General features: G+C 62.0%; 29 protein-coding genes and 1 pseudogene. 19 read left to right on the top strand and 11 right to left on the bottom strand.

Going from position 1 to position 26,595, the window contains the following annotated elements; genetic code table 11:
* Window positions 1–14 precede the first annotated feature (14 nt).
* Both HX881_RS21285 and HX881_RS21280 read right to left on the bottom strand, forming a co-directional pair.
* A complete protein-coding gene (locus tag HX881_RS21285; RefSeq protein ID WP_177086495.1) occupies window positions 15–533 on the bottom strand; it encodes an ankyrin repeat domain-containing protein in 519 nt (172 codons plus the stop codon).
* Between the two features lie 108 nt (window positions 534–641).
* Window positions 642–2,480: a long-chain-acyl-CoA synthetase gene (locus tag HX881_RS21280; protein ID WP_177086493.1), complete on the bottom strand. Its 1,839-nt coding sequence runs from the start codon at window positions 2,478–2,480 to the stop codon at window positions 642–644.
* 380 nt (window positions 2,481–2,860) lie between these two features.
* Between HX881_RS21280 and HX881_RS21275 the strand changes: the two genes are divergently transcribed.
* Window positions 2,861–3,133, top strand: coding sequence for a DUF3509 domain-containing protein (locus HX881_RS21275; protein WP_017129698.1), 273 nt, complete (start codon window positions 2,861–2,863; stop codon window positions 3,131–3,133).
* A gap of 101 nt (window positions 3,134–3,234) precedes the next feature.
* Here HX881_RS21275 and HX881_RS33065 read toward each other — a convergent pair.
* The 4 genes and pseudogenes from HX881_RS33065 to aroC all read right to left on the bottom strand — a co-directional run.
* Window positions 3,235–3,414 (bottom strand): annotated as a pseudogene (locus HX881_RS33065) (response regulator transcription factor); the annotation flags it as partial.
* 417 nt (window positions 3,415–3,831) lie between these two features.
* Window positions 3,832–4,377 carry a 1,2-dihydroxy-3-keto-5-methylthiopentene dioxygenase gene (locus HX881_RS21265; protein ID WP_177086491.1) on the bottom strand — a complete coding sequence of 182 codons (546 nt, stop codon included), beginning with the start codon at window positions 4,375–4,377 and terminating at the stop codon, window positions 3,832–3,834.
* A gap of 25 nt (window positions 4,378–4,402) precedes the next feature.
* On the bottom strand, window positions 4,403–5,557 hold the full coding sequence (locus HX881_RS21260) for an MFS transporter (protein ID WP_177086489.1): 1,155 nt from the start codon (window positions 5,555–5,557) through the stop codon (window positions 4,403–4,405).
* A complete protein-coding gene (aroC, locus tag HX881_RS21255) occupies window positions 5,557–6,648 on the bottom strand; it encodes a chorismate synthase (protein WP_017129702.1) in 1,092 nt (363 codons plus the stop codon). The genes HX881_RS21260 and aroC overlap by 1 nt, the downstream gene beginning before the upstream one ends.
* An 82-nt stretch (window positions 6,649–6,730) precedes the next feature.
* On the opposite strand from aroC, the gene HX881_RS21250 reads away from it, so the two are divergent.
* The gene (locus HX881_RS21250) at window positions 6,731–7,732 is read left to right on the top strand and encodes an alpha/beta fold hydrolase (protein ID WP_177086870.1); all 1,002 of its coding nucleotides are present in this window, start codon (window positions 6,731–6,733) and stop codon (window positions 7,730–7,732) included.
* Between the two features lie 99 nt (window positions 7,733–7,831).
* Window positions 7,832–8,623: a hypothetical protein gene (locus tag HX881_RS21245; RefSeq protein WP_177086487.1), complete on the top strand. Its 792-nt coding sequence runs from the start codon at window positions 7,832–7,834 to the stop codon at window positions 8,621–8,623.
* A 61-nt stretch (window positions 8,624–8,684) separates the two neighbouring features.
* On the opposite strand, the gene prmB is transcribed toward HX881_RS21245, so the two are convergent.
* A complete protein-coding gene (prmB, locus tag HX881_RS21240; RefSeq protein ID WP_017129705.1) occupies window positions 8,685–9,593 on the bottom strand; it encodes a 50S ribosomal protein L3 N(5)-glutamine methyltransferase in 909 nt (302 codons plus the stop codon).
* Between the two features lie 219 nt (window positions 9,594–9,812).
* Between prmB and HX881_RS21235 the strand changes: the two genes are divergently transcribed.
* The 5 genes from HX881_RS21235 to HX881_RS21215 all read left to right on the top strand — a co-directional run bounded on the left by HX881_RS21235 (window position 9,813) and on the right by HX881_RS21215 (window position 12,667).
* Window positions 9,813–10,403 (top strand): cysteine hydrolase family protein, encoded by a 591-nt coding sequence (locus HX881_RS21235; protein ID WP_177086485.1) that lies wholly within the window; start codon window positions 9,813–9,815, stop codon window positions 10,401–10,403.
* Window positions 10,404–10,542: 139 nt separating this feature from the next.
* Window positions 10,543–10,863 (top strand): hypothetical protein, encoded by a 321-nt coding sequence (locus HX881_RS21230; protein WP_017129707.1) that lies wholly within the window; start codon window positions 10,543–10,545, stop codon window positions 10,861–10,863.
* A gap of 77 nt (window positions 10,864–10,940) precedes the next feature.
* On the top strand, window positions 10,941–11,498 hold the full coding sequence (locus HX881_RS21225; RefSeq protein WP_017129708.1) for a Smr/MutS family protein: 558 nt from the start codon (window positions 10,941–10,943) through the stop codon (window positions 11,496–11,498).
* Window positions 11,499–11,577: 79 nt separating this feature from the next.
* The gene (gene folE / locus HX881_RS21220) at window positions 11,578–12,123 is read left to right on the top strand and encodes a GTP cyclohydrolase I FolE (protein WP_017129709.1); all 546 of its coding nucleotides are present in this window, start codon (window positions 11,578–11,580) and stop codon (window positions 12,121–12,123) included.
* A gap of 172 nt (window positions 12,124–12,295) precedes the next feature.
* Complete coding sequence (locus tag HX881_RS21215; protein ID WP_017129710.1) at window positions 12,296–12,667, top strand: glutathione S-transferase N-terminal domain-containing protein; 372 nt, start codon at window positions 12,296–12,298, stop codon at window positions 12,665–12,667.
* Between the two features lie 12 nt (window positions 12,668–12,679).
* Here the strand turns inward: HX881_RS21215 and HX881_RS21210 are convergent, their stop codons facing one another.
* From HX881_RS21210 to HX881_RS21200, 3 genes are all read right to left on the bottom strand, one after another.
* On the bottom strand, window positions 12,680–13,075 hold the full coding sequence (locus HX881_RS21210; RefSeq protein WP_177086483.1) for a lysozyme inhibitor LprI family protein: 396 nt from the start codon (window positions 13,073–13,075) through the stop codon (window positions 12,680–12,682).
* 126 nt (window positions 13,076–13,201) lie between these two features.
* Window positions 13,202–13,804 carry a glutathione S-transferase family protein gene (locus HX881_RS21205; protein ID WP_017129712.1) on the bottom strand — a complete coding sequence of 201 codons (603 nt, stop codon included), beginning with the start codon at window positions 13,802–13,804 and terminating at the stop codon, window positions 13,202–13,204.
* Between the two features lie 10 nt (window positions 13,805–13,814).
* Complete coding sequence (locus HX881_RS21200) at window positions 13,815–14,981, bottom strand: aminotransferase-like domain-containing protein (protein WP_177086481.1); 1,167 nt, start codon at window positions 14,979–14,981, stop codon at window positions 13,815–13,817.
* Window positions 14,982–15,064: 83 nt separating this feature from the next.
* Here HX881_RS21200 and HX881_RS21195 point away from each other — a divergent pair, with 83 nt between their 5' ends.
* The 3 genes from HX881_RS21195 (at window position 15,065) to HX881_RS21185 (ending at window position 17,804) form a co-directional block, all read left to right on the top strand.
* Window positions 15,065–15,505 carry a MarR family winged helix-turn-helix transcriptional regulator gene (locus HX881_RS21195; protein WP_042937185.1) on the top strand — a complete coding sequence of 147 codons (441 nt, stop codon included), beginning with the start codon at window positions 15,065–15,067 and terminating at the stop codon, window positions 15,503–15,505.
* A 257-nt stretch (window positions 15,506–15,762) separates the two neighbouring features.
* The gene (locus HX881_RS21190) at window positions 15,763–17,112 is read left to right on the top strand and encodes a solute carrier family 23 protein (RefSeq protein WP_177086479.1); all 1,350 of its coding nucleotides are present in this window, start codon (window positions 15,763–15,765) and stop codon (window positions 17,110–17,112) included.
* Window positions 17,113–17,177: 65 nt separating this feature from the next.
* Window positions 17,178–17,804 carry a LysE family translocator gene (locus HX881_RS21185; RefSeq protein ID WP_177086477.1) on the top strand — a complete coding sequence of 209 codons (627 nt, stop codon included), beginning with the start codon at window positions 17,178–17,180 and terminating at the stop codon, window positions 17,802–17,804.
* A gap of 262 nt (window positions 17,805–18,066) precedes the next feature.
* Here the strand turns inward: HX881_RS21185 and uraH are convergent, their stop codons facing one another.
* Window positions 18,067–18,420, bottom strand: coding sequence for a hydroxyisourate hydrolase (gene uraH, locus HX881_RS21180; RefSeq protein ID WP_042937186.1), 354 nt, complete (start codon window positions 18,418–18,420; stop codon window positions 18,067–18,069).
* 409 nt (window positions 18,421–18,829) lie between these two features.
* On the opposite strand from uraH, the gene puuE reads away from it, so the two are divergent.
* The 8 genes from puuE to HX881_RS21140 all read left to right on the top strand — a co-directional run.
* A complete protein-coding gene (gene puuE, locus HX881_RS21175; protein ID WP_017129718.1) occupies window positions 18,830–19,756 on the top strand; it encodes an allantoinase PuuE in 927 nt (308 codons plus the stop codon).
* On the top strand, window positions 19,753–20,268 hold the full coding sequence (gene uraD / locus HX881_RS21170) for a 2-oxo-4-hydroxy-4-carboxy-5-ureidoimidazoline decarboxylase (RefSeq protein ID WP_177086475.1): 516 nt from the start codon (window positions 19,753–19,755) through the stop codon (window positions 20,266–20,268). The genes puuE and uraD overlap by 4 nt, the downstream gene beginning before the upstream one ends.
* Before the next feature lie 78 nt (window positions 20,269–20,346).
* Window positions 20,347–21,342, top strand: coding sequence for an allantoicase (gene alc, locus HX881_RS21165; RefSeq protein ID WP_017129720.1), 996 nt, complete (start codon window positions 20,347–20,349; stop codon window positions 21,340–21,342).
* Window positions 21,343–21,462: 120 nt separating this feature from the next.
* Window positions 21,463–21,963 carry an ureidoglycolate lyase gene (locus HX881_RS21160; protein ID WP_177086868.1) on the top strand — a complete coding sequence of 167 codons (501 nt, stop codon included), beginning with the start codon at window positions 21,463–21,465 and terminating at the stop codon, window positions 21,961–21,963.
* 52 nt (window positions 21,964–22,015) lie between these two features.
* Window positions 22,016–23,341, top strand: coding sequence for a urate hydroxylase PuuD (locus HX881_RS21155; RefSeq protein WP_177086473.1), 1,326 nt, complete (start codon window positions 22,016–22,018; stop codon window positions 23,339–23,341).
* Window positions 23,342–23,472: 131 nt separating this feature from the next.
* Window positions 23,473–24,828: a nucleobase:cation symporter-2 family protein gene (locus HX881_RS21150; RefSeq protein WP_017127697.1), complete on the top strand. Its 1,356-nt coding sequence runs from the start codon at window positions 23,473–23,475 to the stop codon at window positions 24,826–24,828.
* Between the two features lie 371 nt (window positions 24,829–25,199).
* Complete coding sequence (locus HX881_RS21145; protein ID WP_177086471.1) at window positions 25,200–25,985, top strand: outer membrane protein OmpK; 786 nt, start codon at window positions 25,200–25,202, stop codon at window positions 25,983–25,985.
* 278 nt (window positions 25,986–26,263) lie between these two features.
* A partial coding sequence (locus HX881_RS21140) for an OprD family outer membrane porin (protein WP_177086469.1) occupies window positions 26,264–26,595 on the top strand: 332 nt, incomplete at its 3' end.

The following is a 26,595-nucleotide window of genomic DNA, read 5'->3' as shown; positions in this document are numbered from 1 at the left end:
CCGCGGCACAAATCTCAGGCGGTGAGTCGTTGCAACTGGGCCACCGTGTCGGTCGCCCCCATGGTCTGGGCCGCCGCCAGCGCGGTGACGCCATTGGCGTCCCTGGCCTGGGGATCGGCACCCTGGCCGAGCAGGTACTCGACGATGCTGGTGCGGTTGAACATCGCGGCCATCATCAAGGCCGTACGACCGTCCGCCGACGCGCCCTCGACCTGGGCACCGCCTTCGATCAGCAGCTTGACCATCGGCAGGTCCCCCTTGAAGGCGGCCCCGGCAATCGGGCTCTGGCCATTGTCGTTGCGGATTTCCGGATCGGCCTTGTGCTCGAGCAGTACCCGTACGGCATCGACGTGCCCGTGGTAACTGGCAAGCATCAACAGGGTATCGCCCTTGTGATTGCGCAGGTTCGCCGGCAGGCCCTTGTTCAACAGGGCCGCCAGCATGGCCGCATCGCCTTTGCGCGCCACGTCGAATACCTGTTCGGCAAACTCGGCGGCTTCTTCTTCGGTCATTTGTCGGGCTTGATCGGACATGGTGGACTCCCTGTGGCTGCACGAGAAACTGGATAACTGATGGAGTCAGTTTCCCGAGCCTGAGTTTCCTTGTCATGCCTTATTTTTCAAGCATTTCCATAGACAGAATCAATAACGGAACTTGCCGGCATGAATATCCTCATGGACCTGTCCCGTCACCTGCACGTAGGTTTCCGAGCCGGGCAACCAGGCATAGATCGGATCCTCGCCGACTTTCCCGGGGTCGAACGCCTCGTCCCTGAGCCGGCCCTTCTGGTACTTGAAGGTACCGGTGGTTTCCATCTTCAGCTTCACCCGCAGGAACAACGGCACCGCGTAGGGTGGCATCTGCTCCCGGGCAAAATTCAGCAGCTCGGTGAAATCCAGGGTCGCCAGTGACTCGGCGGGGGTGATCGCGGCCATGCCGGCACGCCCGTTGGTATTGCTGATTTCCACCCCGTAGGCCACCACTTCGGCGATATGCGGATGTTGCAGCAGGATGTTTTCCACTTCGGTGGTGGAGACGTTTTCGCCCTTCCAGCGATAGGAATCCCCCAGGCGATCGACGAACTGGGCGTGACCGAAGCCGATATCGCGCAACAGGTCGCCGGTATTGAAATAGCGGTCGCCTTTTTCGAACACATCGCACAGCACGACCTTCTGGGTCTTGGCCGACTCGGTGTAGCCGTCCAGAGGTGCCTTGTCATCGATCCTGGCCAGCAGCAGGCCCTGGCCGCCCTTGGGCACCTTGCGCATGAAACCATCGGCATCGCGCAACGGCGTGCCGCAATCCGGAGCGTATTCCACCAGAGCCCAGGACATCAGGGAAAAACCGATGGTGTTGTTGAAATTGAGCGCGTTGGTAAAACCGATATTGCCATCGCTGGCGGCATAGAACTCACTGATGTGATCGATGCCGAAGCGCTGCTTGAACTCGCGCCAGACGCCGGGTCGCAAGCCGTTGCCGATCATCTTGCTGACCTTGTTGTGCGCATCGCCAGCGCTGGGCGGCTGGTCGAGCAGGTAGCGGCACAACTCGCCGACATAACCCAGGGTCGTGGCATTGAAGCGCCGGGCCTCGTCCCAGAACTGGCTGGCGCTGAACTTGCGCCGGAAGGCGAACCCCGACGCCCCGGCAATCGCCGAGCCCCAGCACACGCACAGGCCCGTGGCGTGGTACAGCGGCAGCGTGCAATAGATGACGTCCTGCGGCCCCATGTCGAGGGCGATCAGGCCAAAACTGGCATAGGTCTTCATCCAGCGACCGTGGCGGAAAATCCCCGCCTTGGGCAGGCCGGTGGTGCCGGAGGTGTAGATGTAGAAACACGGGTCATTGCTGAAGATCTGCTGGCTGCTGGCCGGATTGGCATCGGACGCGCCGACGCTCGCGGCCATCAGGTTGTTCCAGCCCGCGGGTGCCTCGCCGGGGTCGACGGCGGTGTCCTGGTCTGCCACGAAGTAATGCCGCGCCGGGTCGATCGCCACCTGCTCGCGCACCGCCGAATAAGCCTCCAGCAATTCCGAACCGACCACCATCGCCACTGGCGAGACCAGGGTAATGCTGTGGACCAGGGCGCTCTGCGTCTGCGAGGTATTGAGCATCGCGCAGACGCCACCGACCTTGGCCACCGCCAGCACCGTCACCAGCAGTTCGATACGGTTCTCGATGAGGATCCCCAGCACATCGCCCTTGCCGATGCCCTGTGCGATCAGGTAGTGGGCGATACGGTTGGCCCATTGATTGGCCTGTTGATAACTGAGGCTACGGTTGCCGTACAGCAGTGCCGGCCCCGACGGGTTGCGCGCAACGGCCTGCTCGAAACTCCAGCCGAGCCCGCAAGGCTGGTCGGATTTCTTCACATTGGACAGCTTGAGCCCGCGGATGACCCGCGGCAGGGCTTTGGCAACGGTGGGCAGCTTGCGGAGCATCATGCCCCAGGTAATCACGTCGTCTGTTCGAACGTTCATGGGTCGCATCCTGTCTTTATTATTATCGAGCGAACGTCGCCTGGGAGGACAACCTCGCCAACATTCCTTGTCACAGCCGCAGGGCTTCGGCAGTTCCTTGAGGCCCGCCTCACCGCGAAAAATACGTCACCCCGCGCGAGGCTGTACACGAAGGTTTTGAAAAGTTTTGTATCCTCGATCGCGACTGCCGCACGCCTCGGCGACCAATGGGCAAAATGCAGGATGCACGATGGCTATTCTTGCAATTTGCACGACCCCTCGAAGTTCAATAAAACTTAACTAGTTGATTTATATCGATTTTTTAAAACGCCAATGCTGGCACAATCGCTGCACCTATCACTCCATGCCTAGCCATTCATGAGCTGACGGAGCTGATCGACATGAACCTGATCCAGGAAAAATTCTCTTCTGTGTTCTCCAACTACGAAGTAACCACCCAACCGCGTCCTGATGGTGGTGTGTTGCTGACGCTGCGTGGCAGCGATGGCAAGCAGGTCAAACGCTCGATTTCCTACGCCCAGTTGCATACCGCGGAACAACTGACCTGGGTGATCAGCGCGATTCGTCGCGATCTTGCCGGCGAGGCCAGCGAACTGCCGTCGATTTCCCTGCTGCAGAGCCAGAATCGCTTTGCCCTGCCAACCTATCACTGAAACCACGACAGACATCCAGCCGCGGGTCGCGAACAGGGACGGAACCCACCGCTCCGACTTGCCGCCCGTGGCTCACTCCCTTATCCCCCCGCACACTCCCCCTAAACCAGGCCACGATTAACCGCCTCGCCAACCGCGTGCGCGCGATTGCTCACCCCCAGCTTGTGATAGATGTTGCGCAAGTGAAACTTCACGGTGGCTTCCGACACATTGCGGATCACGCTGATTTCCCAGACCGTCTTGCCCGCCCTCGCCCACCTGAGCACTTCCAGTTCCTTCTCGCTGAGGTTCTTGGCCTTGGAGAGACGGTTTCTCCTGGGCTTGCTCAAACCCGGCAGGAGTACCACCTGGACAACATCCTGTTTAAGCGGCTCCCCCAAATCCACAATGTCGACCGACCGGTGCCTGGGCGCGGGGCCGCCCCCGGCACTCAGCATCTTGGGAATGCTCATGTCTGTTTCTCCCTGTGAATTTCAATAAGTCGCGCGGCTGCCGCCAGGTCTCTCCGGCAACAAATGAACAACCATCAAAAAACAGAGAGTTACACAGAAGCGGGATTTAACAACCAACTACAAACACAAACAGGGATGGCCGACATTTCAATAGGTAACGTCCTACAACTTGAAACATGCAACTCTGACTCAAGCTTTAATCGTTCCTGCCGGCCATCACTTGTTTAATGTCGGTTCCCTGTAGATTCAGTCGTCAAGACGCGGGAAGTGACTGGCGATATCTTCACCGGTAAAACTGACCACTCGTCCTTCAGACTTGTCGAACAGGCGAATAACCACGCAACGCGGGTTATCCCCCATGTCGAACCAGTGACGTGTACCGGCCGGCAGCGAAACCAGATCGTTCCTCTCACACAACACGGCATAGACATAGTCGCCGATATGCAGGCTGAGCAAACCACGGCCGGCGACGAAGAAGCGCACTTCGCTGGCCGCGTGCTGCTGTTCAGCGAAGCCTGCCGCGCACAGCTCGGCAGACTGCGGGTGGTCGCCGTCGAGGCTGATGACCTCGACGCTCACGCTACCGCGCTCGCTCATCAACTGGTCGATCTGCCCGCGGTAGGCGGCCAGCACCTCCTCGTGACCGGCACCCGCGCGAACGGGCGTCGTGGCTGGCAGGCGCTCGAAACGGACACCGTGTTCCGCCAGGGTCGAGGCAATGTCGTCGACATGGGTCAGGACCTTGTTGGGAAGATCCGGAGTGGCAACGGGGTAAACGGACAGGCTGCTCATGGGGCTCTCTTTCCTCGGTTCGGGCTCAGGGCCGATCCTCTTGCATGCGTGTGGCAATGATAATCGCGGCGGCCAGGGCCGCCAGGCTGGCGATACTGAACGTCAGGGTCGGTCCCAGGGCATTCCAGCTGTAGCCGGCGTACAAGGCACCCAGGGCTCCACCGGTGCCGGACAGGGCGGCGTACAGCGCCTGGCCCTGCCCTTGCTGGCGCGCACCGAAGCTGCGTTGCACGAAATGGATGGCCGAGGCGTGAAAGCTGCCGAAGGTCGCGGCGTGCAACAGCTGGGCGAACAACAATACCCACAGGTGCTCGGCGAACGACCCCAGCAGCAGCCAGCGCAAGGCGGCCAGGAGAAAACTGGCCAGCAGCACCCGGCGCACGGAGAAACGCGTGAGAATCCGGCTCATGGCCAGGAACATCAGGACCTCCGCCACCACGCCCAGGGCCCAGAGCAGGCCGATCAGGCCACGGCTGTAGCCGAGATTGTCGAGGTGCAGGGTCAGGAAGGTGTAATAAGGGCCGTGGCTCATCTGCATCAGCGCGACACAGCCATAGAAGGCCAGTACCCCCGGACTGCGCAACTGCCTGAGAAAGCCTTCGCCCGCCGGCCGGTTGGCCTGGCTCACCGGCTGGGCATTGGGCACCCAGGCGCTGCTCAGGACGATACCGCTCATGATCACCACAATGGCCACCGGATAGATATCCAGGCTCAACCATTCGAACAGCCGCCCGAGCGCCACCACGGCAAGAATGAAACCGATCGAGCCCCACAGGCGGATCTGACTGTAGCGCGCGGCCTGGCCTTGCAGGTGCGCCAGGGTGATGACTTCGAACTGCGGCAGTACCGCATGCCAGAAGAACGCGTGCAGGGCCATCACCAGCGCCAGCCAAGCGTAGCTTTTGTCGAAGAAGATCAGTGAGAACGCCAGCAGGGTGCAGACCGCGCCGAAGCGCACGATCACCAGGCGCCGACCGGTGTAGTCACCCAGCCAGCCCCAGATGTTCGGCGCCACGCAGCGCATCAGCATGGGGATTGCCACCAGTTCGCCAATCCGCGCCGGGGCAAAGCCCAGGTGGTGGAAGTACAGCGCCAGGAACGGCGCCGTCGCCCCCAGCAGGGCAAAGTAGAACAGGTAGAAACCGGACAGCCGCCAGTAAGGGAGCGGCGCTCCCGACATTACAGCTGGCCCAGTACCGGGGTGCTCACGCGCACATCCGCATTCTGCCCGCGGTGACGCAGCAGGTGATCCATCAGCACAATCGCCATCATCGCTTCGGCGATCGGCGTGGCACGGATGCCGACGCACGGATCGTGGCGACCCTTGGTGATCACATCCACCGGATTGCCATGGATATCGATGGAGCGCCCCGGCGTGGTGATACTCGAGGTCGGCTTGAGCGCCAGGTGCGCGACAATCGGCTGTCCGGAGGAAATCCCGCCGAGAATGCCGCCCGCGTTGTTGCTGAGGAAACCTTGCGGCGTCAGTTCGTCGCGATGCTCGGTACCGCGCTGGGCCACGCAGGCGAAACCGGCGCCGATTTCCACGCCCTTGACCGCGTTGATGCTCATCAGCGCATGCGCCAGCTCGGCGTCGAGACGGTCGAAGATCGGCTCGCCCAGGCCGGGCATCACCCCTTCGGCGACCACGGTGATCTTCGCGCCGACCGAATCCTGGTCGCGACGCAACTGGTCCATGTAGGCTTCCAGCTCGGGCACCTTGTCCGGGTCGGGGCTGAAAAAGGCGTTCTGCTCCACCGACTCCCAGGTCTTGAACGGGATTTCGATCGGCCCCAGCTGGCTCATGTAGCCACGAACGACAATGCCCTGGCTCGCCAGGAATTTCTTCGCGATGGCACCGGCCGCCACGCGCATCGCGGTTTCCCGGGCCGAACTGCGCCCACCACCACGGTAGTCGCGCTCACCGTACTTGTGATGGTAGGTGTAGTCGGCATGGGCCGGGCGGAACAGGTCCTTGATCGCCGAGTAGTCCTTGGACTTCTGGTCGGTATTGCGGATCAGCAGGCCGATGGCGCAGCCGGTGGTGCGCCCTTCGAAGACCCCCGAGAGGATCTCCACTTCGTCGGCTTCCTGGCGCTGGGTGGTGTGCCGGCTGGTGCCGGGCTTGCGGCGGTCGAGATCACGCTGCAGGTCTTCCAGGGACAGCTCCAGGCCCGGCGGGCAGCCGTCGACAATGGCGACCAACGCCGGGCCATGGCTTTCGCCAGCGGTGGTGACAGTGAACAGCTTGCCGTAGGTATTGCCGGACATGCAGGGTGCTCCGCGAATCAGATCTAGATAACCGAGCGGCCCAGTATACGCAGGCTGTCCAAGTAGTTCATCCTCGAACCTTATCGGCGGTTGCGAGTCCAACCGACACCTTGTCCATAATGGCGTGATGATGCTACGTGTTTTGCTCCTTACCTTGACCCTGTTCAGCGGTTTCACCCAGGCCGGCGTGGTCCTGCAACGACCGATCAACCTCGACACCGGCAGCGGCGAACTGTACGGCTCGCTGCTGCTGCCGCAGTCCGCCACGCCAGTGCCGGTCGTGCTGATCGTGGCCGGCTCCGGCCCTACCGACCGCGATGGCAACAATCCGGACGGCGGGCGCAACGACAGCCTCAAGCGCCTGGCCTGGCTGCTGGCCAAGCACAATATCGCCAGCGTGCGCTACGACAAGCGCGGCGTGGCCGCGAGCCTGGCCGCCGCCCCCGATGAACGCAACCTGAGCGTCGAAAGCTACGTCGCCGATGCGGTGGCCTGGGGCGAGAAGCTCAAGGCCGACCCGCGCCTGGGGCCGCTGGTCCTGCTCGGCCACAGCGAAGGCGCGCTGATCGCCACCCTCGCCGCGCCGAAGCTGGAGGCCGCCGGGGTCATTTCCCTGTCCGGCAGCGGCCGCCCGGTGGACCAGGTGATCCGCCAGCAACTGGCCAACCGCTTGCCGCCGGCGCTGATGTTGCGCAGCAACGAACTGCTCGACAGCCTCAAGGCCGGGCGTCCGGACAACGATATCCCACCGCCGCTGGAGCCGATCTTCCGCCCCAGTGTGCAGCCCTACCTGATCAGCCTGTTCCGCCAGGATCCGGCGGCGGCCTTCGGCCAGTTGAAAATGCCGGCCCTGATCATCCAGGGGCGCAATGATATCCAGGTCAGCATCGCCGACGCACAGGACCTGAAGAAGGCCAAGCCGGATGCCCAGCTTGTCCTGGTCGACGGCATGAATCATGTCCTGCGCATCGTGCCCAGGGACATCCAGCGCCAGCTGGCTTCCTACAATGCCCCGCAACAGCCCCTGGCCGCCGAACTGGAAGGACGGATTACCGCCTTTATCGACGGACTTGCTCGCCATTGAGATGATTTTGCGCTCCAGTCCTGACAGAAACGGCCGATAAGGCCATTGCCGGTATCGATATTGTTGCCGGCAAGCTGGACACGGACAGGATCTCGCCGAATGACTGATACCCAAGCGTCACCCGAAAGCAACGCCGCAGCCGCCGAACCCGCGCCGGTGGATCTGCCGTGGGCGGATGTGCAGCCCGAGCACTTCAAGATGTTGCGCCTGGCGCCGTTGACCACCGACCGGGCCACCGGTGGGCGGCCGCTGCGGTTTGTCCAGTTCGGCTATGCCGAGCGCAACAGCAAGGAACGCAGCCTGCTGCGCATGAATATCCAGTTGCCGGCGCAACGGGTACGCAAGGAACAGAATCATCTGGACATGTGGGTCGACCACACCACCAAGCGCGTGCATTTCGGGCCCGAAGGCGGCTTGCAGGTGGAACCGTGGAACCGCGGTATCGGCCGTTTCCTCGTGGCCCAGGCCGCGATCTGGGCGCAGAAGAAATGGTCGCACTACCGCGTCGATGGCGCGGCCTTGCAGAACAAGGACGCCCTGAACGAAGACACCCGCCTGCGCCGCGATCACTTCCTGCGGGTCCAGGGCTTCGACGTGGTCTACGCCGATCCCCAGCACCTCAAGGGCAGCTACAAGGACCTGCAGGTCGGCGAACTGCTGGCCCAGTGGAACACCGAGAAGCTGCAGTTCGTGGAAATCCTCGAAGCCGCGCAGATGCTGCAGAATGCCGAACAGAACCTGATGGAGCAGGAAGTGAAGCTGCGCCAGCAGGAAGAGCGGGTCAGCAAGTTCAAGCGCGAGGACAGCGGGCTGCGTTTCACCATCACTTGCCTGGTGGCCTTCGCGATGTTCCAGGCCGGGCTGTTGATCTGGATCGCCACGCACCGCTAGACGGATTTTCCTGACAAACCTGTGGGAGCCGGCAAGCCGGCCCGCACAAAGTGCCTGGCGATCAGACCCGCGAGGCGAACAACGCCTGGTGCTCGCGGCACTGTGGCGCCGTCAGCATGAACACCCCGTGCCCACCGCGTTCGAAGTCCAGCCAGGCAAAATCCACTTCCGGGTACAAGGCTTCGACGTGGACCTGGCTGTTGCCCACCTCGACGATCAGCAGACCTTTCTCGGTCAGGTGATCCGCCGCTTCGGCGAGCATCCGCCGCACCAGGTTCAAACCATCCTCACCGCAGGCCAGGCCCAGCTCCGGCTCATGCTGGTATTCGTCCGGCATGTCGGCGAAATCCTCGGCATCGACATAGGGCGGGTTGGACACGATCAGGTCGAAGCGCTGTCCCGGCAGGCCGTCGAAGCCATCGCCCTGGACCGTGAACACCCGCTCATCGACGCCGTGGCGCTCGATATTCTGGTTCGCCACTTCCAGCGCTTCGAAAGACAGGTCGGCCAACACCACTTCCGCCTGCTGGAACTCGTAGGCACAGGCAATGCCGATGCAACCCGAGCCCGTGCACAGGTCGAGGATTCGCGCCGGCTCCGCGCCCAGCCAGGGAGCAAAGCGGCTTTCGATCAGCTCGCCGATCGGCGAACGCGGGATCAGCACGCGCTCGTCGACGATGAACGACAACCCGCAGAACCAGGCTTCGCCCAGCAGATAGGCGGTCGGCACCCGATCCTCGATACGACGCTTGAGCAGATGCTGCAGATGCGTCAGCTCGTCGTCCTCCAGGCGGCAGTCCAGATAGCTGTCGGCGATTTCCCAGGGCAGGTGCAACGCGCCCAGCACCAGTTGGCGTGCCTCGTCCCAGGCGTTGTCGGTGCCATGACCGAAAAACAGATCCGCGCCATGGAAACGGCTGACAGCCCAACGGATGTGGTCGCGCAGGGTGCGCAGGCGGGAAGTGATCACGGGTAGACTCCTGAAAAAACGACGGGCGATTCTAACAGCCAAACGGACGTCGGGTGGAAACAAGGCAAAAAGACATCATGGCGTGGCTTTTCGACCTCCGGCAAACACCCCTTGACACGGCTACAGGCCAGTAACCACGCCGCCTGCGCGGGTAGCGATTCACATACGCGCTCAGCCGGAGGACAATGCGGCAAAAGCCCCACTCAAAGGAGCCCCAGAATGTCCGTTCCAAAGACGATGTTTCAACTCAGCGGCCGTGGTTATGCAGCAGCCAATCTGAACCATGCCAGCCTGTTGATCATCGATGCCCAGAAAGAATACCTCAGCGGCCCGCTCGCGCTGTCCGGCATGCAGGCTGCCGTCGACAACATCAAGCAGTTGGTCGCTGCTGCCCGCGCGGCCGGCCGGCCGATCGTGCATATCCGTCACCTGGGCACCGTCGGCGGGTTGTTCGACCCGCAGGGCGAACGCGGCGAATTCATTCCCGGCCTCGAGCCCCAGGGTGACGAAACCCTGATCGGCAAGCTGCTGCCGAGCGCCTTCCACGGCACCGGCCTGGAGAAACACCTGCAGGAACTCGGCTCGCTGGACCTGATCGTCTGCGGCTTCATGAGCCACTCCAGCGTCAGCACCACCGTCCGCGCCGCCAAGAACCTGGGCTTTCGCTGCACCCTGGTGGAAGACGCCTGTGCCACCCGCGACCTGCCCTACAAGGGCGAGATCATCAGTGCCGAGCAGGTCCAGCGCACTGAAATGGCGATCATGGCCGATAACTTCGCCACCCTGGCTTTGACCCGAGACCTGATCTGAGCCCGAGGATGGGTCGTCCTCGCGACCGCCCATCCGTTACAGGTGCCGAACCACCCGCCATTTGCCGATTTCCCAACCGCGTCAGGAACAAGCCGACCATCTCCCGGTCGAAGGGCCGATACTCATAGAGGAAATCGGAATGAAGATATCCGATGGTTTTGACGCTCGCCGACTGCGCCCCAAGGGCCAGAGCAACTGGCGTTCGCGCTTGGGCGCCGGTTTCGCGGCGCTGTTGGCAACCTTCGGGGTGCTGCTGGCCATGGCCGGTGCCGCCAGCCTGTTGGGACACGCCCCGGCCATGGGCGATCTGAACGCCACCACCACCGGTTCGGCGGTCATCCTGGTGGTGGGCCTGCTGGTGCTGTACTGCGGTGTCTGGCTCTGGCGGCGCAGCCGTCGCCGGACACGCCGCAACCAGGCGCTCAACATGGCGCCGCACCTGATGAAAAAGCACGACTGACACCTGCCTTCCGGGGAATCTGCCTGTGACTTGAGCCATGCGACTTGGGTAAACTGGCGGTTCCTGCGGAGACTGACATGCAAGACGACGATTTTTCCCTGTTCAAAAGCGAAATCCGCGGTGTAAAGCCGATCAAGCACGATCGTGCCGATACCGGCAAACCCAAATCCGACCGCGCGCAACTGGCCAAGCTACGCCAGGCGGCGACAGTGCGCAGCGAATCCACCACGGTGGACGGCCTGTCCGACCAGTTCGTCATCGATGTCGGCCCCGAGGACGACCTGCACTGGTCCCGTGACGGCGTGCAGGAAAGCCAGATGCGCAAGCTCAAGGCCGCACAGATTCCTTTCGAAGGCAGCCTCGACCTGCACGGCATGAGCGTGGAGAAGGCCCGGGAAACCCTCTGGGCGTTCCTGGCCGAAGCGACGAAATTCGAAATCCGCTGCGTGCGCGTCACCCATGGCAAGGCCGTGCGCCTGGACGGCAAGCGCCCGATGATCAAGAGCCACGTCAACACCTGGCTGCGCCAGCATGCCCAGGTGCTCGGTTTCACCTCCTGCCAGCCGAAGCATGGTGGCGCCGGCGCGGTGTATGTGATGCTCAAGCGCACCATGATGGAAGGTCGCGACGAGTAACCGGACTGTCATCGAATTTGCAGGCGGCTGCCAGCCGCCGTATCCTTGCTCCTTTGCGCAGACTCCCACAGGTAGCTTCATGTCCCTGGAACAAAACTATACGGCGATTCTCGGCCAACTCGGCGAGGACGTCTCCCGCGAGGGCCTGCTGGACACGCCCAAGCGCGCCGCCAAAGCCATGCAGTACCTTTGCCGCGGTTACGAACAGACCCTGGAAGAAGTCACCAACGGTGCCTTGTTCAGTTCCGACAACAGCGAAATGGTGCTGGTCAAGGACATCGAGCTCTACTCGCTGTGCGAACACCACCTGCTGCCGTTCATCGGCAAGGCTCATGTCGCCTATATCCCGAGCGGCAAGGTACTGGGCCTGTCGAAGGTCGCGCGGATCGTCGACATGTATGCTCGACGCCTGCAGATCCAGGAAAACCTGAGCCGCCAGATCGCCGATGCGGTCCAGCAGGTAACCGGCGCCCTAGGCGTGGCCGTGGTGATCGAAGCCAAGCACATGTGCATGATGATGCGCGGCGTGGAAAAGCAGAACTCGTCGATGATCACCTCGGTGATGCTCGGTGAGTTCCGTGAAAACGCCGCGACCCGCAGCGAGTTCCTGGCGCTGATCAAGTAAAGGATTGTCCGAGATCGATGCCTTTGTGTGGGAGCGGGCTTGCCCGCTAAGCTTTTGGCGGCCCCAGGGCCCTGTTCGTCGGGGTGCCGCCCAGACCAAGCCCGCTCCCACATGACCACAAGCCCTCTCAGACAAGCTTCCCTCTTCTTTACTCCGCCCGCGAGGCTATACCGTGTTCGTCAAAGCACTTCGAGTCGGCCTCGGCCAACTGATCATCTTCATCGATTTCCTCACCCGCCCACGCAAGCAACAGCGCCCCGCTGCGGACCAGGCCAAGGTCGACGCCGCCGCCCGCAACCTGACCCTGTATCAGTTCCACGCCTGCCCGTTCTGCGTGAAGACCCGCCGCACCCTCCGTCGCCTGAACCTGCCGGTGGCACTGCGGGACGCGAAGAACAACGAACAGGATCGCCAGACCCTGCTCGAACAGGGCGGCAAGATCAAGGTGCCGTGCCTGCGTATCGAAGAAAACGGCCAGACCACCTGGATGTACGAGTCCAAGGTGATCATCGACTACCTGGACAAGCGCTTTTCCGCCGCCTGAGGTCGGTGCCCGTCAGTTCGGGCATTGATCGTATTCGCTCCGACACTCGGCGTAGGCCTTCAACTGCGCCGCGCGCTGCTGGGTCAACGCGGTCTTGCACTGCAGGTTGACCATCGGCCACATCGAACCGCCATCCGCCGGCTTCCCGGTCTGATACAGGCAGTCGGCATCACGGAAGGCCAGCCACTTGCGCTGGGCATCCTTGAGCGCATCCCTGGACGCCGGGGTCTTCAGGTAGTCCATCTGGATCTTGTAGTACTTGTTCAGGTCGTCGTCGGCCTTCTTGAATGCCTTGCCCGCACACTCGTTCATCGACGCCTGGTTGGCATCGCAATCGTCGGCCGCCTGTGCCCCGGCGGCCAGGCCCAACAGACCGAAAGTCAAAAACGCTACGACTGGATACTTCATGGACGACACCCCGTTCAGTGGATAGGCAATCAGGTTTCCGATAGGACCTCGGCAGCGACAAAAGTGCCTGCGCCGGCAAAAATAAACCGGCCCTGGGGCCGGTTTAAGTGTTTCCGGATTTGCCGGTCAATCCAGCATCCCGACATGCTTCGGATGACTGGCCACCCGTTGCAACCAGGCCTGGATACCCGGATAGAGACTCAGGTCGAAGCCCCCCTGGTGGGCGACATGGGTATAGGCGTACAAGGCGATGTCGGCGATCGAATAATGCTCGCCCACCAGGTACGGGGTGTGCTGAAGCTGCTTCTCCATCACCTTCAATGCCTTGTGCCCGCGCTTCTGCAACTTGAGGTACTCCTCCCGACGCTCCTCCGGCAAGCCCAGGTAGAACTCGATGAAGCGTGCCACCGCGATATAGGGCTCATGACTGTACTGCTCGAAAAACTGCCACTGCAGCACCTGGGTGCGCAAGCGCGGCTCGGTAGGCAGGAACTCGCTGCCATCGGCGAGGAAGTTGAGAATCGCATTGGACTCCCACAGGCAGGTGCCGTCTTCCAGCTCCAGTACCGGCACCTTGCCGTTGGGGTTCATCGCCAGGAATTCCGGCGTCTCGGTGTCACCCTTGAGGATGTCCACCGGGTGCCAGCGATACTCCTGCCCCAGCAGGTGCAGCATCAGTTTGATCTTGTAGCAATTGCCCGACTGGTAATCGCCATAAACCTTGTACATGGCCCTCCCCTTAAGCCGCTTGTGCGGCCTGTGCATGACGTACGACAGCGGCCAGGCGCCTGAGACCTTCGTCCAGGCGCTCCGGCGCGATATGACTGAAATTAAGACGAAGATTACCCGGATTACGCTCCGGTTCGGCAAAAAAAGGTTCGCCGGGCATAAAGGCGACATCCCGGGCCAGCGCGGCGTCGAGCAAGGTGCGGGTGTCCAGGGGCTGCCTGAGGGTCAGCCAGAAGAACAATCCGCCCTGGGGCACCTGCCAGTCGGCGAGGTCGGCGAAGTGTTTTTCCAGGGCCAGGGCAAAGGCATCCCGTCGGACCCGATAGAAGTCACGCAACTCCAGCAGGTGCCGGCGATACTTTTCCGTGCCGATCCATTGCAGCGCCTGCCATTGCCCGACGCGATTACTGTGCAAGTCCGCCGACTGCTTGAGTTTGAGCAGGTGCGCAAACAGGTCCGGGCTGGCGATCAGGTAACCGACACGCAGGCCCGGGGCCAGGGTCTTGGACACGGTGCCGGTGTAGACCCAGCTCGCCCGCCGCAGGCGGCCGGCGATGGGCACGGCGTCGACGCCATCGTAGCTGAGTTCGCGATAGGGCTCGTCTTCGATCAGGGTCACGCCGAATTCGTCCAGCAATGCCGCGACACCGGCACGCTTGGCTTCGCTGTAGCAGACGGCGGACGGATTCTGGAACGTCGGGATCAGGTAGATAAACGCCGGCCGATGCTTTTCCAGGCGGACCCGTAGTTGCAGCAGGTCCGGACCGTCCTGCTCCTGGGGAATGCCCAGGCAATCGGCACCGAACAACTGGAAGATCTGCAAGGCCGCCAGATAGGTCGGCGCTTCCATGAAGATCTCGGTGCCCTTGTCGATATGCAGCTTCGCCACCAGGTCGAGGGTCTGCTGGGAACCGCTGACCACCAGCACCTGGCTGGCCTGGCAATTGATCCCCAGCGCCCGCGCCTCGGCCGCCAGTGCCTCACGCAAGGCCGGCTCGCCCTCACTCATGCCGTACTGTCCCATGGTCACCGGCATGCCATCCCATTCCAGCTTCGGCAGCATCGCCTCGGCCGGCAGCCCACCGGCGAACGACATCACTTCGGGACGCTGGGCGGCGGCGAGGATTTCCCGGATCAGGGAGCTTTTGAGGCGCGTAACACGTTCGGAGAAGGCCATAAAGAGTCACCGGTAGCAAAGTGAGAGACAAATACGTCAAACTACTTGACCGAAATTACGACGCCGCGAGCCAATACGTCAATATGCTTGACCTTAAAAATTCCAATACCCAACAAGACGCCATGGAAGCGTTCTTCTTCGGCTACCAGGCATTCACCGCCAAGGCCGACGAAATGCTCGAACGCCGTGGCTTGAGTCGGGTACACCAACGGATCGTGTTTTTCATCGCGCGCTACCCGGACCTCAGCGTCAAGGAACTGCTGGGCCAACTGGGTGTGAGCAAACAGGCGCTGAACATGCCGCTGCGCCAGTTGACCGAAATGGACCTGGTGCAAAGCGTTGCGTCCCCCACGGACAAGCGCAAGCGTCTGCTGTGCCTGACCGCCGATGGGATCAGCCTGGAAGAATCGTTGCGCCGCGAGCAGGTCAAGTTGCTGCAGAAGGCCTTTGCCCAGGCCGGCGAAGCCGCCGTGGATGGCTGGATGGCGGTCAACCGGGCCCTGGGCGACAGCCGCCCGACCTGATCCCCTCCCCTTGTTTGATCGCCTCCCACGCTGCAGCGTGGGAACGATCGACGCCTGGCTATATAGCGCGTCCGCGCAATCTATCGCACACAAAAACAAAAACATTATTTGCTTTATTTGTATACAAAAGCATAATTCGCTTCGTGCGAGTTCTTGACCTATCGGTCAACAAAACCCGTACTGCCTCAAAGAGCCGCTGCCCACGATCACGTGTCCGGCTCTGGAAATAACAATAAAACTCTTGAGGAGTACTCGCTGTGGAAAGCCGCAAATCCGAAGCCCCCACGCTGGATCTCTCGCCGCCGTCGAGCACTGGCCTGCTCGAACGTCTGTTCAAACTGAGGCTGCATGGCACCACGGTGAAAACCGAACTGATTGCCGGTGTGACCACCTTCATCACCATGGCCTACATCATCTTCGTCAACCCCAACATCATGGCCGACGCCGGCATCGACCACGGTGCGGCCTTTGTCGCCACCTGCATCGCCGCCGCCCTCGGCTGCCTGTTGATGGGGCTCTACGCCAACTGGCCGGTAGGCCTGGCCCCGGGCATGGGGCTGAACGCCTTCTTCACCTATACCGTGGTCGGCACCATGGGTTACCACTGGGAAACCGCCCTCGGCGCGGTCTTTATCTCCGGCGTGCTGTTCATGGCCCTGACCCTGTCGCGCATCCGCGAATGGCTGCTCAACAGCATTCCGGTCAGCCTGCGCCATGCGATGGGCGCCGGCGTCGGCCTGTTCCTCGGCGTCATCGGCCTGAAAACCGCCGGGATCGTCGTCGCCAGCCCCGCCACCCTGATCAGGCTCGGCGCCCTGCATGAGCCCGGCCCGCTGCTGGCCGCCATCTGCTTCCTGATGATCGCGATCCTCAGCTACCACCGGGTCTTCGGCTCCATCCTGATCAGCATCATCACCGTCACCCTCGCAGGCTGGGGCCTGGGCCTGGTGGAATACCACGGCATCTTCTCCACCCCGCCAAGCCTGGCCCCGACGTGGATGGCCATGGACCTGGCCGGCGTGTTCAACGTCAGCATGATCAGCGTGGTACTGGCCTTTCTCTTCGTCCATATGTTCGACACCGCCGGCACCCTGATGGGGGTCGCCCAGCGCGCCGGCCTAGTCAATGCGGACGGCCGTATCGAGAACCTGTCGCGGGCGATGAAAGCCGACAGCGTCTCCAGCGTCTTCGGTGCGGTAGTCGGTGTTCCGCCCGTCACCAGCTATGTGGAAAGTGCTGCCGGCGTTGCCGCTGGTGGTCGGACTGGTCTGACCGCAGTTACTGTAGGCATACTGTTTGTGGCGGCCATGTTCTTTGCCCCGCTGGCTGGCATGATCCCTGCCTACGCGACCGCGGGTGCATTGATTTACGTGGCCATGCTGATGATGAGCGGCATGGCGCATATCGAGTGGGACGATGCGACGGACAGCATTCCGGCGATCGTCACCGCGATCATGATGCCGCTGACTTTTTCGGTCGCCGACGGAATCGCCCTGGGATTTATCACCTACGTGGCGCTGAAGGCCGGGACCGGCAAGTTCAAGGATATTTCCGTCAGCCTGTGGGTGCTGTGCGCCATTTTTATCGCCAAGTTCATCTTCCTCTAGGAAGACCCGGGCGGTAGTAGCCAGCCCCGCTTCGGCGGGGCTTTTGTACATGAGGGAGAAACCCGATGAGTCTGGAAACCTGGTTGTTGTTCAGCGCCGCCGCCCTGGTGGTGATTCTTATTCCCGGGCCGCTGTCGCTGCTGATGATCAGCAACAGCCTGAACTATGGATTGCGTCGTTCATACCCGGCCTTTCTCGGTGGTGTCAGCGCCTCGATCTGCCTGCTGAGCGCCTCGGCCCTGGGTCTCGGGGCGTTGCTGCTGGCCTCGGAACAGCTGTTCAGCGCCCTGAAGATCGTCGGGGCCCTGTACCTGTTCTATCTCGCCTGGCAGAGCTGGCAGCAGTCGCGCCAGCCCGCACAGGCGGCGAATATGCCCGAAATCGCGCCGGCGCCACGCTTTCGTGCCCTGTTCGGGCGCGCTTTTGTACTGGGCGCGAGCAATCCCAAGGACATCCTGTTCTTTGCCGCGTTCCTGCCACAGTTTCTCAAGGCCGATGACCCCTTTCTCGGCCAGTTGCTGGTGATGATCGTCACCTGGACCCTGCTCGACCTGCTCTGCAAGCTGACCTACGGCCTCGGTGCCCATGGCGCGGCGCGTTATCTGCGCAGCGGCAAGGGGCAGAGCTGGTTCAACCGCATCAGTGCCGGGTTGTTCAGCGGGGCGGGAGCGGCGTCGTTGTTGAGCCGTTAGATGGATGCGGGCGATACCGGCCTCTTCGCGGGCAAGCCCGCTCCCACAGGTTCGCGATGCACACAGAACAGGTGCCTGGCGCCACACTTGTGGGAGCGGGCTTGCCCGCGAAAGGGCCGGGACTGGCGACACAGCCCCCCCGGAGAACATTGATCGGTCGTTGCCACGCGGCGCAGGGACACGATCATTCGGCAAGACATAAAAAAGCCCGCAGTGTGCGCGGGCAAGGTGACCAAAGAAGTTGTGCAGCGCCTTGGGGGATCTAACTTCCTCGGTAGGTCGAATAACTGTAGGGCGATATCAACAAGGGGACGTGATAGTGCTCCTGCTCGGCGCTGATGCCGAAGCGCAGCACCACCACGTCGAGAAAGGCCGGCTCCGGCAGCGTCACGCCACGGGCCCGATAGTAGTCACCGGCATGAAACTGCAACTGATAGACCCCGGAACGGTAATCGTCCCCCTGCAGCAGCGGTGCATCGCAGCGTCCGTCGCTGTTGGTCAGGGTGCTGGCGACCCGTTCCAGCCGTGCGCCCTCGACCCGATACAGCTCGACCTTGATCGAACTGCCGGGGCAGCCATGTGCGGCATCCAAAACATGCGTAGTCAAACGTCCCATTGCTTCTGCGTGCCCGCCTGCCCTGCTGGCAGACCGGGCCTCGCGCCTCCCGGAGTCAGTGGATAAAGGAGATGCCGCACGGCGCGGGAAAGCCCCGGGCGTGTGGCGATAAAATGATTAAGACATTTTTAATAAAAATTGTACACAATAAATTTTGCACTTTTCAGCGCCCTTTTCGAACACTGCTAATCTTGGCAGAAAGCCCATTGATAGAAGACCTTTCATCCATTAGCTGACCGATCAGGCAGATTTCTTGCAGCGAATCGAACAGGCTTTTTCTGGCAGAAATGGAAAAAAACGGGCTTACAAAGTGAATATAAAGTTGTATACAATCGTTCCATCGCTGTGACGCCACCCGGTCTGACGGGACGCCACGCAATCGTCACCACGAACAAGAAGGAAGACTGCAGTGAGCGCTGACTATCCACGCGACCTGATCGGTTACGGCAGTAACCCTCCTCACCCCCATTGGCCGGGCAATGCCCGTATCGCCTTGTCCTTCGTGCTCAACTACGAAGAAGGCGGCGAGCGCAACATCCTGCACGGCGACAAGGAGTCCGAATCCTTCCTCTCGGAGATGGTCGCGGCGCAACCGCTGCAGGGCGAACGCAACATGAGCATGGAGTCGCTCTACGAGTATGGCAGCCGTGCCGGCGTCTGGCGGATCCTCAAGCTGTTCAAGACCTTCGACATCCCGCTGACGATCTTTGCCGTGGCTATGGCCGCCCAGCGTCACCCGGACGTCATCCGCGCCATGGTCGAGGCCGGCCACGAGATCTGCAGCCACGGCTACCGCTGGATCGACTACCAGTACATGGACGAGGCGCAGGAACGCGAGCATATGCTCGAAGCCATCCGCATCCTCACCGAAGTCAGCGGCGAGCGGCCGCTGGGCTGGTACACCGGCCGTACCGGGCCGAACACCCGCAGGCTGGTGATGGAAGAAGGCGGTTTCCTCTATGACTCGGACACCTACGACGATGACCTGCCCTACTGGGAACCGAACAACCCGACCGGCAAGCCGCACCTGGTGATTCCGTACACCCTCGACACCAACGACATGCGCTTCACCCAGGTCCAGGGTTTCAACCAGGGCGACGATTTCTACCAGTACCTCAAGGACGCCTTCGACGTGCTCTACGCCGAAGGCGCCGAGGCGCCGAAAATGCTTTCCATCGGCCTGCACTGCCGATTGATCGGGCGTCCGGCACGCCTGGCCTCGCTGCGGCGCTTCATCGAATACGTGAAGGGCTTCGACCAGGTCTGGTTCACGCGCCGGGTCGATATCGCCCGCCACTGGCACACCACCCATCCGTACCAGGAGCCGGTGCAATGAGTGCTTTCCAGACCCTCAAGCCATCGACCCTGAGCCGCGCGGCCTTTATCGAGGCCTTCGCCGATATCTACGAACATTCGCCATGGGTCGCCGAAAAGGCCTTCGACCTCGGCCAGGACAGCGGTATCGACCAGATCGAAACCCTGCACCGGCGCATGAGCGACATCCTGTTGAGCGCCGATCACGCCAGCCAGCTGGCACTGATCAACGCCCACCCGGACCTGGCAGGCAAAGCCGCCGTCCAGGGCCAGCTTACCGAAGCCAGCACCCATGAACAGGCTGGCGCCGGTATTCACCAATGCACGGCCGAAGAGTTCCAGCGCTTCACCGAGCTGAACGAGGCCTACAAGGCCAGGTTCAAGTTTCCCTTCATCATGGCGGTAAAAGGCAGCAACCGGCATCAGATCCTCGCCGCGTTCGAAACACGCATCTACAACCCGGTGGACACCGAGTTCAGGTGCGCCCTGGCGGAGATCAACAAGATCGCCCTGTTCCGTTTACTGACCCTATAGCGACCTTGGCCCGAGCACCGAAGGTGCCCAGGGCCCTGCGAGCATCCCCAGCCACTTATTCAAAGGCAGACAAGAAGAATGAAAGCTTACGCCGTACCTTTCGAGAAATTCGTCAACCTGGCCGACGCACGCCTGGGTACCAAGATCATTTCCGTCACCGACGACTGGTTCGCCGACGCCAACCGCCTGTTCCAGCCGACCCCGGCTGTCTGGAAGGAAGGCGTGTTCGATGACAACGGCAAGTGGATGGACGGCTGGGAATCGCGCCGCAAGCGCTTCGAAGGCTACGACAGCGCTGTGATCCGCCTGGGCGTGCCCGGTTCGATCAAGGGCGTGGACATCGACACCTCATTCTTCACCGGCAACTACCCGCCGTCGGCCTCGCTGGAAGCCTGCTTCCTCGCCGAAGGCGAACCGGACGACAACACCCAGTGGGTCGAAGTGCTGTCCGCCGTCGAGCTGCAAGGCAACAGTCACCACTACCATGAAATCGGCAACGACCAGGCCTTCAGCCACCTGCGTTTCAATATCTACCCGGACGGCGGCGTGGCCCGCCTGCGGGTCTACGGCATCCCCTACCGCGACTGGTCGGCCGTGGGCGACAACGAACAGATCGACCTCGCCGCCGCCCTCAACGGCGGTCGTGCCCTGGCCTGCTCCGACGAGCACTTCGGACGCATGAGCAACATCCTCAACCCGGGCCGTGGCATCAACATGGGCGACGGCTGGGAAACCGCCCGTCGTCGTACCCCGGGCAATGACTGGGTGATCGTTGCCCTGGGCCATCCGGGCGAGATCGAGAAGATCATCGTCGACACCTTGCACTTCAAGGGCAACTACCCCGACAGCTGCTCGATCCAGGCAGCCTTCGTCAAGGGCGGCACCGACAGCCAGATCGAGACCCAGAGCCTGTTCTGGCGCGAACTGCTGCCGAGCCAGAAACTGGAAATGCACGCCGAACACACCTTCGCCGAACAGATCAAGGCCCTGGGACCGATCACCCATATCCGCCTGAACGTGTTCCCCGATGGTGGCGTGAGCCGTCTGCGAGTCCTCGGCAAGGTCGCCAGGTAAGCGATGACCCCGATCGCAGGCAAGCCGGCTCCCACAGCAGAACGCGTTGCAAATGTGGGAGCGGGCCTGCCCGCGATGACGATAGAACAAACAACACAGAATTCGGATAAGAAGACAGCCATGCGCACACTGATGATCGAACCCCTGAGCAAAGAAGCCTTCGCCCCTTTCGGTGACGTGATCGAAACCGACGGCAGCGATCACTTCATGATCAACAACGGTTCGACCCAGCGCTTCCATCGTCTGGCCACGGTAGAAACCGCGACGCCCGACGACAAGGCGATCATCAGCATTTTCCGCGCCGACGCGCTGGACATGCCGCTGACCATCCGCATGCTCGAACGCCATCCGCTGGGCAGCCAGGCTTTCATCCCGCTGCTCGGCAACCCCTTTCTGATCGTGGTCGCGCCACTTGGCGATGCACCTGTATCAGGTCTGGTCCGCGCCTTCGTCAGCAATGGCAGGCAGGGCATCAATTACCATCGCGGCGTCTGGCACCACCCGGTGCTGACGATCGAAAAGCGGGATGACTTCCTGGTGGTTGATCGCAGTGGCAGTGGCAATAACTGCGATGAGCATTTCTTCAAAGAGGATGAGTACCTGATCCTCGCCCACCAATAAGAGAAGGTCTGATCACTCCCGAAAAAAGAGTGACAGGCGAGAGGTAAAGACTGTGGAAGCACATCTGTTGGAATGGCTGAACCTGAGCGTGCGCTGGGTTCACATGATCACCGGCGTCGCCTGGATCGGCGCGTCGTTCTACTTCGTCTGGCTGGAGAACAACCTCAACCGGGCCAACCCCAGGGACGGCCTGGCCGGCGACCTCTGGGCCATCCATGGCGGCGGCATCTACCACCTGGAAAAATACAAGCTGGCCCCACCGACCATGCCGGACAACCTGCACTGGTTCAAATGGGAAGCCTACTTCACCTGGATGTCGGGGATCGCCCTGCTCTGCGTGGTGTTCTACTCCAATCCCGTGCTCTACCTCGTGGCCCCCGGCAGCGGCCTGAGCGGCCCCGAAGGCGTCGCCATCGGCATCGGCGCGTTGATCGCCGGCTGGTTCGTCTACGACTTCCTCTGCGACTCGGCCCTGGGCAAGCGCCCGGCCCTGCTCGGCTTCATCCTGTTCGTCCTGCTGATCGCCGCGGCCTACGGTTTCAGTAAGGTGTTCAGCGGACGCGGGGCATACCTGCACGTCGGCGCGATCATCGGCACCATCATGGTCGGCAACGTCTTCCGCATCATCATGCCGGCCCAGCGCGCCCTGGTGGCGGCGATCGCCGAGAACCGCACACCGGACCCGGCGCTGCCGGCCAAGGGCCTGCTGCGCTCACGGCACAACAACTACTTCACCCTGCCGGTGCTGTTCATCATGATCAGCAACCATTTCCCGAGCACCTACGGCAGCCAGTACAACTGGTTGATCCTGGCCGGGATCGCGGTACTGGCGGTACTGGTACGGCACTACTTCAACACCCGCCACGACAGCCACAGGTTCGCCTGGACCTTGCCGGTCGCGGCGCTGGGCATGATCTGCCTGGCCTATGTCACCGGGCCCGCCTCGAACCCCGGCGCACCGCAGGTGGCCAAGGCACCGGCGAAGATCGAGTACCAGCCGCTGCCGGAAACCGCCCTCGGCGGAGGCCTCAAGCCGGCACCGGTGGCTGAAGCGGGCGCTCCGTCGACACCTGCCGCGCCGGCACCGGCACAAGCGGCGAACAGCGCGGCCGGCGATATCGCCTTCGACAAGGTCCACAGTGTGATCCAGGAACGTTGTGCGGTGTGTCATTCGGCCAGGCCCACCAGCCCGCTGTTCAGCACCGCCCCTGCCGGGGTGATGTTCGACACCCCGCAACAGATCCAGCAACTGGCCCCGCGGATCCAGACCCAGGCCGTCGCGAGCCAGATCATGCCCCTGGGCAATATCACCCAGATGACCCAGCAGGAACGTGACCTGATTGGCGCCTGGATCAACCAGGGGGCACGTACCAACTGAAGCCGATGTGGCGAGCTTGCTTGTGGCGAGTGGGCTTGCCCGTTCGCCACAAGGCTGTAACCGATTCAAAAACGCTGTCCGCAACCACACAGCGCTAAAACCACAAGAACAAAAAAAATCCGAGGTGTTGCATGTCCGAGTCATCCGAACCGCGCATCCCCGCCGCACCCGCTATTCAACGTCTGCCCCTGTTGCAACTGATCCTCGTGGGTCTGCAACACGTCCTGCTGATGTATGGCGGAGCCGTCGCGGTGCCGCTGATCATCGGACAGGCCGCAGGCCTGAGTCGTGAAGAAATCGCCTTTCTGATCAACGCCGACCTGCTGGTGGCCGGTATCGCCACCGTGGTGCAATCCTTCGGCATCGGCCCCCTGGGCATCCGCATGCCGGTGATGATGGGGGCCAGCTTCGCCGCCGTCGGCAGCATGGTGGCCATGGCCGGTATGCCCGGTATCGGCATGACCGGGATCTTCGGCGCCACCATCGCCGCCGGTTTCTTCGGCATGCTCATCGCGCCCTTCATGTCCAGGGTGGTGCGGTTCTTCCCGCCCCTGGTCACCGGTACCGTGATCACCGCCATCGGCCTTTCGCTGTTCCCGGTCGCGGTGAACTGGGCCGGCGGCGGCAATGCCGCGGCGCAGTTCGGCTCGCCGATCTACCTCGGCGTCGCCGCCCTGGTGCTGGCGACCATCCTGCTGATCAATCGCTTCATGCGCGGTTTCTGGGTCAATATCTCGGTGCTGATCGGCATGGCGCTGGGCTATGTGCTGTCCGGCGCCATCGGCATGGTCGACCTCGCCGGCCTGGCCCAGGCCCCCTGGGTGAAAGTGGTGACGCCGCTGCATTTCGGCATGCCGCAATTCCACCTCGCACCGATCCTCTCCATGTGCCTGGTGGTGGTGATCATTTTTGTCGAGTCCACCGGCATGTTCCTCGCGCTGGGCAAGATCACCGGCCAGGAAGTCACCCCGCGCATGCTGCGCCGCGGTCTGCTGTGCGATGCCGGCGCCTCGTTCCTGGCCGGCTTCTTCAACACCTTCACCCACTCCTCGTTCGCCCAGAACATCGGCCTGGTGCAGATGACCGGCGTGCGCTGCCGTTCGGTGACCATGGTCGCCGGCGGCTTCCTGATCATCCTCAGCCTGCTGCCCAAGGCGGCGTTCCTGGTTGCCTCGATCCCACCGGCGGTGCTCGGCGGTGCGGCCATCGCGATGTTCGGCATGGTGGCCGCGACCGGAATCAGGATCCTCCAGGAAGCCGACATCTCCGACCGCCGCAACCAGTTGCTGGTGGCGGTGAGCATCGGCATGGGCCTGATCCCCGTGGTCCGCCCGGAGTTCTTCGCCCACCTGCCGCTGTGGATGGGGCCCATCACCCACAGCGGGATTGCCATGGCGACCCTCAGCGCGGTGTCCCTGAACCTGCTGTTCAATGTACTCGGCGGCGCCGGACGGGCCGCCCTCAGCGGGCACGCGCACCAGCACTGACTGACAGGCTCCGGCAGCAGGCGTCATCGCTGCCGGCCAGGCTCCCTCGCGGAGCACTTGAGACAGTGGACGTGCCTCTGTATCCTGCGCGCCCGCTCGCTTGCGGTCTGAAAAAGACCGGATTGAAAAGCTGACCACCTGACCAACCTACCCCGGTTACTGGCAGCTTCGAGGCCCCCTGAAACACCATCAGGCCGATTGTTCCCGAACAGTCGGACGGGTGTGCTTTGGCGTTTTTCCGGCCTTGGCGCAGCACTTGCCAACAGCAAGGAAGCTGACCGATTGAATAGTTTTACCGCAATGAACAAAGGCGCCACACCAGAGCGCCGAACGACACCACCGTCGAATCATTTCACTTTGGGAGCAACCAGATGAAACGTACTTGCACGAGCCTGATGCTCGCGGGAACACTGCTGGGCGCGGGACAGGCCATGGCCGGTGACCTGCTGCAATGGCAAAACAACAGCCTGACTTACCTGTGGGGCAAGAACTTCACGGTCAATCCGCAGATTCAGCAGACCGTGACCTTCGAACATGCCGACGCCTGGAAATACGGCGACAACTTCCTGTTCGTCGACCGGATCTTCTACAACGGCAAGGAAGACGGCAACGTCGGCCCGGACACCTACTACGGCGAGTTCAGCCCGCGCCTGTCGTTCGGCAAGATCCTCGACCAGAAGCTCGAGTTCGGCCCGATCAAGGACGTCCTGCTGGCCCTGACCTATGAGTTCGGCGAAGGCGACAACGAGTCCTACCTGGTGGGTCCGGGTTTCGACCTGGCGATCCCCGGCTTCGACTACTTCCAGTTGAACTTCTACCAGCGCCAGACCGAAGGCAACCGTCCCGGCGACAACGTCTGGCAGATCACTCCGGTCTGGTCCTACACCATCCCCGTGGGCGACTCCAATGTGCTGATCGACGGCTTCATGGACTGGGTGGTCGACAACGACAAGACCGCGCGCGGCACCTACCACGCCAACCTGCACTTCAACCCGCAGATCAAGTACGACCTCGGCAAGGCCCTGCACTGGAGCGAGAAGCAGTTGTACGTCGGTATCGAGTACGACTACTGGAAGAACAAGTACGGCATCGAAGACTCCGGCGCCTTCAAGACCAACCAGGACACCGCGAGCCTGCTGGTCAAATACCACTTCTGACGAGAAACGGGAGCCCGGCGGGCTCCCTGTTTGACGGTTGCCTCGCGTCATCACACAACCTTGAAAAAAATCGCCTTTCTCTCCTCCAGCGTCCGAAAGCTCTAGAACGAGCCTTCAAGCCCCTATCTCATTGAACAAGCCGATTTTCCAACGGGCTCGGCCATGTTCCCAGCCTGCCAGAGCGTTGACAAAGCGCTTTTTCGCTGTCGATAATCCGGCCAATGTTGTACGACAACGTATAACACTAATAACAATAAAAACCCTGGAGCTGCCTGTTCATGATGAATCGTCCCTCTCGTTCGCTGGTGCTGTTCGGCACCGCAAGCCTCACGCTCACACTACCTTCCCTGGCCACCGCCGACGGTTTCGTCGATGACGCCGTCGCCAACCTGAACCTGCGCAACGCCTACTTCAATCGCAATTTCACCAACCCGGCTTACCCCCAGGGCAAGGCCGAGGAATGGACGCAGAACTTCATCCTCGACGCGAAATCCGGCTTCACCCAGGGCACGGTCGGCTTCGGCCTCGACGTGCTCGGCAGCTTTTCCCAGAAGCTCGACGGCGGCAAAGGCACCGGCGGTACCCAGCTGCTGCCGCTGGACCGTGACGG

Source organism: Pseudomonas gingeri (assembly GCF_013386115.1).
GTDB lineage: Bacteria > Pseudomonadota > Gammaproteobacteria > Pseudomonadales > Pseudomonadaceae > Aquipseudomonas > Aquipseudomonas gingeri.
Note: the sequence above shows the minus strand (reverse complement) of the source record. Positions and strands in the feature narration are given on the sequence as shown.

Coding starts and splice junctions, on each gene's coding strand:
- HX881_RS21285 (WP_177086495.1), bottom strand. CDS start 533: ATGTCCGATCAAGCCCGACAAATGACCGAAGAAGAAGCCGCCGAGTTT.
- HX881_RS21280 (WP_177086493.1), bottom strand. CDS start 2,480: ATGAACGTTCGAACAGACGACGTGATTACCTGGGGCATGATGCTCCGC.
- HX881_RS21275 (WP_017129698.1), top strand. CDS start 2,861: ATGAACCTGATCCAGGAAAAATTCTCTTCTGTGTTCTCCAACTACGAA.
- HX881_RS21265 (WP_177086491.1), bottom strand. CDS start 4,377: ATGAGCAGCCTGTCCGTTTACCCCGTTGCCACTCCGGATCTTCCCAAC.
- HX881_RS21260 (WP_177086489.1), bottom strand. CDS start 5,557: ATGTCGGGAGCGCCGCTCCCTTACTGGCGGCTGTCCGGTTTCTACCTG.
- aroC (WP_017129702.1), bottom strand. CDS start 6,648: ATGTCCGGCAATACCTACGGCAAGCTGTTCACTGTCACCACCGCTGGC.
- HX881_RS21245 (WP_177086487.1), top strand. CDS start 7,832: ATGACTGATACCCAAGCGTCACCCGAAAGCAACGCCGCAGCCGCCGAA.
- HX881_RS21235 (WP_177086485.1), top strand. CDS start 9,813: ATGTCCGTTCCAAAGACGATGTTTCAACTCAGCGGCCGTGGTTATGCA.
- HX881_RS21230 (WP_017129707.1), top strand. CDS start 10,543: ATGAAGATATCCGATGGTTTTGACGCTCGCCGACTGCGCCCCAAGGGC.
- HX881_RS21225 (WP_017129708.1), top strand. CDS start 10,941: ATGCAAGACGACGATTTTTCCCTGTTCAAAAGCGAAATCCGCGGTGTA.
- folE (WP_017129709.1), top strand. CDS start 11,578: ATGTCCCTGGAACAAAACTATACGGCGATTCTCGGCCAACTCGGCGAG.
- HX881_RS21210 (WP_177086483.1), bottom strand. CDS start 13,075: ATGAAGTATCCAGTCGTAGCGTTTTTGACTTTCGGTCTGTTGGGCCTG.
- HX881_RS21205 (WP_017129712.1), bottom strand. CDS start 13,804: ATGTACAAGGTTTATGGCGATTACCAGTCGGGCAATTGCTACAAGATC.
- HX881_RS21200 (WP_177086481.1), bottom strand. CDS start 14,981: ATGGCCTTCTCCGAACGTGTTACGCGCCTCAAAAGCTCCCTGATCCGG.
- HX881_RS21195 (WP_042937185.1), top strand. CDS start 15,065: ATGCTTGACCTTAAAAATTCCAATACCCAACAAGACGCCATGGAAGCG.
- HX881_RS21185 (WP_177086477.1), top strand. CDS start 17,178: ATGAGTCTGGAAACCTGGTTGTTGTTCAGCGCCGCCGCCCTGGTGGTG.
- uraH (WP_042937186.1), bottom strand. CDS start 18,420: ATGGGACGTTTGACTACGCATGTTTTGGATGCCGCACATGGCTGCCCC.
- uraD (WP_177086475.1), top strand. CDS start 19,753: ATGAGTGCTTTCCAGACCCTCAAGCCATCGACCCTGAGCCGCGCGGCC.
- alc (WP_017129720.1), top strand. CDS start 20,347: ATGAAAGCTTACGCCGTACCTTTCGAGAAATTCGTCAACCTGGCCGAC.
- HX881_RS21160 (WP_177086868.1), top strand. CDS start 21,463: ATGCGCACACTGATGATCGAACCCCTGAGCAAAGAAGCCTTCGCCCCT.
- HX881_RS21150 (WP_017127697.1), top strand. CDS start 23,473: ATGTCCGAGTCATCCGAACCGCGCATCCCCGCCGCACCCGCTATTCAA.
- HX881_RS21145 (WP_177086471.1), top strand. CDS start 25,200: ATGAAACGTACTTGCACGAGCCTGATGCTCGCGGGAACACTGCTGGGC.